Source organism: Intestinibacter sp. (genome assembly GCF_022780145.1).
Classification (GTDB): Bacteria; Bacillota; Clostridia; order Peptostreptococcales; family Peptostreptococcaceae; genus Intestinibacter.
In genome coordinates this window covers 1-5,570 of sequence record NZ_JALEXO010000172.1, presented here as the reverse complement: position 1 = coordinate 5,570, position 5,570 = coordinate 1, and the positions used below count along the sequence as shown (strand labels likewise).

Annotated in this window: 5 protein-coding genes; 2 read left to right on the top strand and 3 right to left on the bottom strand. The window is 33.2% G+C overall.

Features of this window, described 5'->3' with window-relative positions; genetic code table 11:
* Nucleotides 1-187 precede the first annotated feature (187 nt).
* Complete coding sequence (locus MR593_RS06885; RefSeq protein ID WP_290691217.1) at nt 188-2,104, bottom strand: ABC-F family ATP-binding cassette domain-containing protein; 1,917 nt, start codon at nt 2,102-2,104, stop codon at nt 188-190.
* A gap of 232 nt (nt 2,105-2,336) precedes the next feature.
* Here MR593_RS06885 and MR593_RS06880 point away from each other — a divergent pair, with 232 nt between their 5' ends.
* Complete coding sequence (locus tag MR593_RS06880) at nt 2,337-2,963, top strand: redox-sensing transcriptional repressor Rex (RefSeq protein WP_290691214.1); 627 nt, start codon at nt 2,337-2,339, stop codon at nt 2,961-2,963.
* A gap of 398 nt (nt 2,964-3,361) precedes the next feature.
* Here MR593_RS06880 and MR593_RS06875 read toward each other — a convergent pair whose 3' ends face one another.
* Together MR593_RS06875 and MR593_RS06870 are read right to left on the bottom strand one after the other, a co-directional pair.
* On the bottom strand, nt 3,362-3,532 hold the full coding sequence (locus MR593_RS06875) for a DUF362 domain-containing protein (protein ID WP_290691212.1): 171 nt from the start codon (nt 3,530-3,532) through the stop codon (nt 3,362-3,364).
* Between the two features lie 89 nt (nt 3,533-3,621).
* Entirely contained in the window at nt 3,622-3,792 is a 171-nt protein-coding gene (locus tag MR593_RS06870) for a DUF362 domain-containing protein (protein ID WP_290691210.1), read from the bottom strand.
* Nucleotides 3,793-4,050: 258 nt separating this feature from the next.
* On the opposite strand from MR593_RS06870, the gene cooS reads away from it, so the two are divergent.
* The coding region (cooS, locus tag MR593_RS06865) for an anaerobic carbon-monoxide dehydrogenase catalytic subunit (RefSeq protein ID WP_290691207.1) at nt 4,051-5,570 on the top strand (1,520 nt) is incomplete at its 3' end.

The following is a 5,570-nucleotide window of genomic DNA, read 5'->3' as shown; positions in this document are numbered from 1 at the left end:
GCATCGAGGAAGGTAAAAATGAGAAAGCTATTGAAATAGCTAAATCTATGATTAATATAGGTTTAGACAAAGATACAATAGTGAAATCTACAGGCCTTGATCCATCTGAAGTAGAAAAATTAATGAATTAAATATATTTATAACAAAAAAGTAGGGGCAAATGCTCCTACTTTTTTTAATCTATATACTACATAAGCTCTTCCCATAGCTCATAAAGCTCAGATAATCTATCCTCTAAGCCAGCTTTTTCCAAGCTAACCTCCTTAGATCTCTCAGGGTTAGAATAAACCTCCTCCAAGCAAAGAAGCTCATCAAGTTCACCTATCTTATTTTCAATCTCCTCGATTTCCTTTTCTGTATTAGCTATTTTATTTCTATTTTTCTTTTGTTTTTCGCGCTCTTCACGTTCTCTACGTTTTTCTTCTTTTAGTTGAGTTTTAGTTTTTTCTGATTCCTCTTCAACATTTGCTGCTATTTCTTCAGATTCTTTCTTCTTAGCCATGTAGTAGTCGTAGTTACCAAGGTATTCAGTCACGCCGTCTTCGTTTAAAACAAGAATTTTGTCGACTACTGTATTTAAGAAATATCTATCGTGCGAAATAGTGAATATAGTACCAGTGTAATTATTTAAAGCCTCCTCTAGAACCTCCTTAGAATCTATATCCAAGTGGTTTGTAGGTTCGTCAAGAAGCAGGAAGTTCGCCTTAGATAAAATCAGCTTCAATATAGCGACTCTGGCTCTCTCACCACCGCTAAGAGAAGAAATTTGTTTAAATACATCCTCATTTTCAAATAGAAAAGCTCCGAGCATAGTTCTGATTTGAGTTTGAGTTAGATTAGGGTTTTCGTCCCATATTTCGTCAATAATAGTGTTGTTGAGGTTTAGAGTTTTTTGCTCTTGGTGGAAGTAAGAAACATTTACATTAGTACCAAGTTTAACCTCACCAGTTAGAGGAGTGAGCTCCTTCATTATTATTTTAAATAACGTAGATTTACCTATTCCATTAGGCCCGATTAAGGCGACCTTTTCGCCTCTGTATATGTCTAAATTTAAATCTTTAAATAAAATTCTGTCGCCAAATCCCATAGACATATCTCTTATCTGAATTACGTCGTTACCACTTACTACAGAAGGATCAAAAGATATTTTAGCTTTTTTTCTGTATAGCTCTGGTTTGTCAAGCACCTCTACCTTATCAAGAGCCTTTTCCTTACTTCTGGCTCTCTTTAAGTGTTTTTCACGGCCGTAAGCCTTAAGTCTTTCTATTGATTCCTCTTGTTTTTTGATTTCCTTTTGTTGGTCTTCGTATTTTTTGATTTCTAGTTCCTTTTCTACCTTTGATAATTCGACGAAGGCAGAGTAGTTACCATTATACGCCTTAAGCTTTTTGTTGTAGATTTCAAATGTTCTATTTACCACTTGATCTAGGAAATATCTATCATGGGAAATAAGCATAACAGTGCCCTTGTATTGCTTTAAGAAGAACTCTAACCACTCGATAGCCTCAGAATCTAGGTGGTTGGTAGGTTCGTCTAGAAGTAATAAAGTAGGTTTTTTAAGAAGTAGCTTACCTAAAAGAACTCTCGTCTTTTCTCCACCAGATAAAACGTTGACCTGCTTGTCAAAATCACCTTCTTTAAATCCAAGACCGATAAGAACCCCCTTCGCCTCAGACTTGTACCCGTAGCCGTTATTAGCCGCAAATAACTCCATCTTATGTGAATATTCATCCATTAGCTTGTCTAAAATTTTAGAGTCAGGCTTGCTTCCTTCTTCAGCAATCTTGACCTCAAGCTCTCTTAAATTTGATTCCATCTCTATAAGAGGTTTAAATACTTCTAAAACCTCCTCTAATATAGTGTTTTCCGAATAAAAGTTGGTATTTTGTTCCAAGTAACCAATTTCACAATCTTTAGAAGTGTAAATTTCACCGCTATCGTATCCGTACTCGTTGGAAATAATTTTAAATAGAGTTGTTTTTCCAGTACCATTTACACCGATGATGCCGACTTTGTCACCTTCATTTATAGTAAAACTAATATCTTCAAGTATTGAATCTACACCAAAACTTTTATTCAAATTATTACAAGATAAAATGATCATCAGTTTATACCTTTCCTTTCTTTTTATTTTTTAAAAAATTTATTTATATATAGTTTGTAATTTATAATTTTAATAACTAAAGTTTATCTGCTTAAACTATCTAAAATTATAAACTTTTGATATAATATAATCAAGGATATATAAAACTATTTAAAAAATATGGTATTATTTAATGGTTGTGGTATTATGTAATTATGTTATTATAAAAATATTAAGTGAAAGAGGTGAGATGATGGCAAGCAAGAATATATCAATGGCGGTTATCAGAAGATTACCAAAATATTACAGATATCTTGGGGACCTACTTGATAACGATGTACAGAGAATTTCTTCAAAAGAATTAAGTGATATAATAGGATTTACAGCATCACAAATAAGACAAGATTTAAACAATTTCGGCGGATTTGGACAACAAGGGTATGGCTACAATATAGAGGCTCTTCATACAGAAATCGGAAAAATTCTAGGGCTAGACAGACCATACAACGCAATTCTAATAGGAGCAGGTAACTTAGGACAGGCTATAGCTAATTATTCAGGATTCAGAAAAGCAGGATTTGAAATAAAGGCATTATTTGATGCTAATCCTAAAATTATAGGATTAAAAATAAGAGATTTCGAAATTTTAGACTCGGATGATATAGAAGATTTCGTAAAAGCTAATAATATAGACATAGCTATTTTATGTGTACCTAAAAATGGTGCCCAAGAATTAGCTGACAGATTAGTTAGCTCTGGCATAAAGGGTATTTGGAACTTTGCTCCAATGGATTTAGATGTACCTTCAAATATTATAGTTGAAAATGTAAATTTGACAGAAAGTCTATTTACTTTATCATATCTTATGAAAGAAGATTAAATCGGGATTTATATAAATTGATAAAACTGTTACATAAGTTTAATGGAATTAACTTGTGTAGCAGTTCTTTTTTTAGTGAATAAAAGAACTGGCGTTATCAGACTAAAATGCTTTAGACAACAAAATATAACCTACACATATTGTTAGTATTATACTTATTACAGTCATTGTGATTATATTTAACAACTTTGTGATACATGTAGGATATTTTTAATAAAAATAGAAGGATCTATGCGTAAAAAATGTAGAATTATATTTTATTATATTAACAATGGGGAGAGGTGGAGGTATGTGGAACCTTCGGTTATGAAGAAGGAGCCTCCGGCTAGGGTGGGGAGTTTGGTAAAGTAAAAAAGTGAGTGCATCAACACTCACTTTAAAATAAATTATTTTCATTATTATTCAGCACATGGTGCTTCCACAGGACATACATCAGCACAAGATCCACATTCTATACAAGAATCTGCATCTATTTCATATTTGTCGTCTCCAGCTGATATACATTCTACAGGACATTCTGCTTCACATGCACCACAGCTTATACAAGCATCACCTATTACGTAAGCCATAATTTTCTCCTTATCGATGTCATATTTTGAAATTAAACAATCAAGGAAAAAACTATCCAAAGTGGAAACTTCAGATAGTTTCTTGCTTATTAGCCTTCTACTATAGCATCGTTTGGACATGCATCAGCACATGTACCACAATCTAAACATTCGTCTGCGTTTATGCTGTATTTGTCATCTCCTGCAGTTATAGCATCGTTTGGACATTCGTCAGCACAAGAACCACAAGCTACACAATCGTCAGTTATTTTATAAGCCATACTAAAAGCCTCCTTTTGATTTTTTAATTTCACTTATATTATAGCAAAATTTACAATATATCACAATAATAATTTAAATTGAAATCGTATTAAAAAATAAAATAAAAATTTAACAAAGGGTGTTTAAAAAAGGGAAAAAATGGTATATATAATATTGAGAGAAATAAAAGTTATGAAATGAGAATCTATTTCATATTTATGAGATAGGGAAAGTAATTAGAAATTTATATAAAAATAATTAATAGGGGGAATAGAAATATGAATTGTAATAGTTGTAAAATGTGTGAAAGTGCAGATAAAAAATTAGAGAGCTTCGTAGCATCAAAAGCTGGAGAATTTGAAACAGCATTCCAAAGAACTATAGATCAAAAAGTAAAATGTGGATTCGGTCTTCAAGGTGTTTGTTGTAGATTATGTTCAAACGGACCTTGTAGAGTTACTCCAAAATCACCAAGAGGAATATGTGGAGCAGACGCAGATACAATAGTTGCAAGAAACTTCCTAAGAGCCGTAGCAGCAGGGGCAGCTTGCTACCTACACGTTGTTGAAAATACAGCTCTAAACGTAAAATACGTTGGTGAACATAACGGTGTTATAAAAAGCCAAAAAGCTCTAGACATATTAGGAGAAGAATTAGGAATATTCGACGATGATCCACATAAGAGATGTGTAAAAATAGCTGAAGCAATATTAGCAGATATGTACAAACCAAGATACGAAAAAATGGAATTAGTTGAAAAACTAGCATATCCAAAGAGAGTTGAAAAATGGAAAGAACTAGGAATCATGCCTGGTGGAGCTAAATCAGAAGTATTCGACGGATGCGTAAAATCTTCTACAAACTTAAGCTCAGACCCAGTTGACATGTTAATGAACTGCTTATCATTAGGTATAGCTACTGGTTTATACGGATTAACTTTAACTAACCTATTAAACGACATAGTTTTAGGAGATCCTATCATAAGAATGGCACCAGTTGGATTCAGAGTAATCGATGAAGACTACATAAACATAATGGTAACTGGACATCAACATTCAACATTTGCAAGCTTCCAAGAAAAATTAAAAGACCCAGCAGTAGTAAAAATAGCTGAAGAAGCAGGAGCTAAAGGAATCAAATTAGTAGGATGTACATGTGTAGGTCAAGACTTACAATTAAGAGGAGAACACTACAAAGAAATATTTGAAGGACACGCTGGAAATAACTACACAAGTGAAGCAGTATTAGCTACAGGAGCTATAGACATGGTAGTATCAGAATTCAACTGTACATTACCAGGATTAGAACCAATAGCTGACAAACTACAAGTTAAGATGATATGCTTAGACGATGTTGCTAAGAAGAAAAATGCAGAATTAATCCAATTAGATAGAGAAAAATTCGATGAAATAGATGCTAAATTAATAGACGAAGCAGTAAAAGCTTACAAAGCAAGAAGAGGAAACGTAACTATAGATATACCTAAAGATCACGGTTATGCTGAATCTCTAACTGGTGTAAGTGAAAAGAACCTAAAAGAATTCTTAGGTGGAACTTGGAAACCATTAATAGACTTAATAGCTGACGGAACTATCAAGGGTGTAGTTGGTGTAGTTGGATGTTCTAACATGACTGCTGGCGGACACGACGTTCACACTGTAGAATTAGTTAAAGAATTAATCAAAAAAGACATCTTAGTATTATCAGCTGGATGTTCAACAGGTGGACTTGAAAACGTAGGATTAATGTCTCCAGGAGCAGAAGAATTAGCAGGAGAAAACTTAAAAGCAGTATGTAA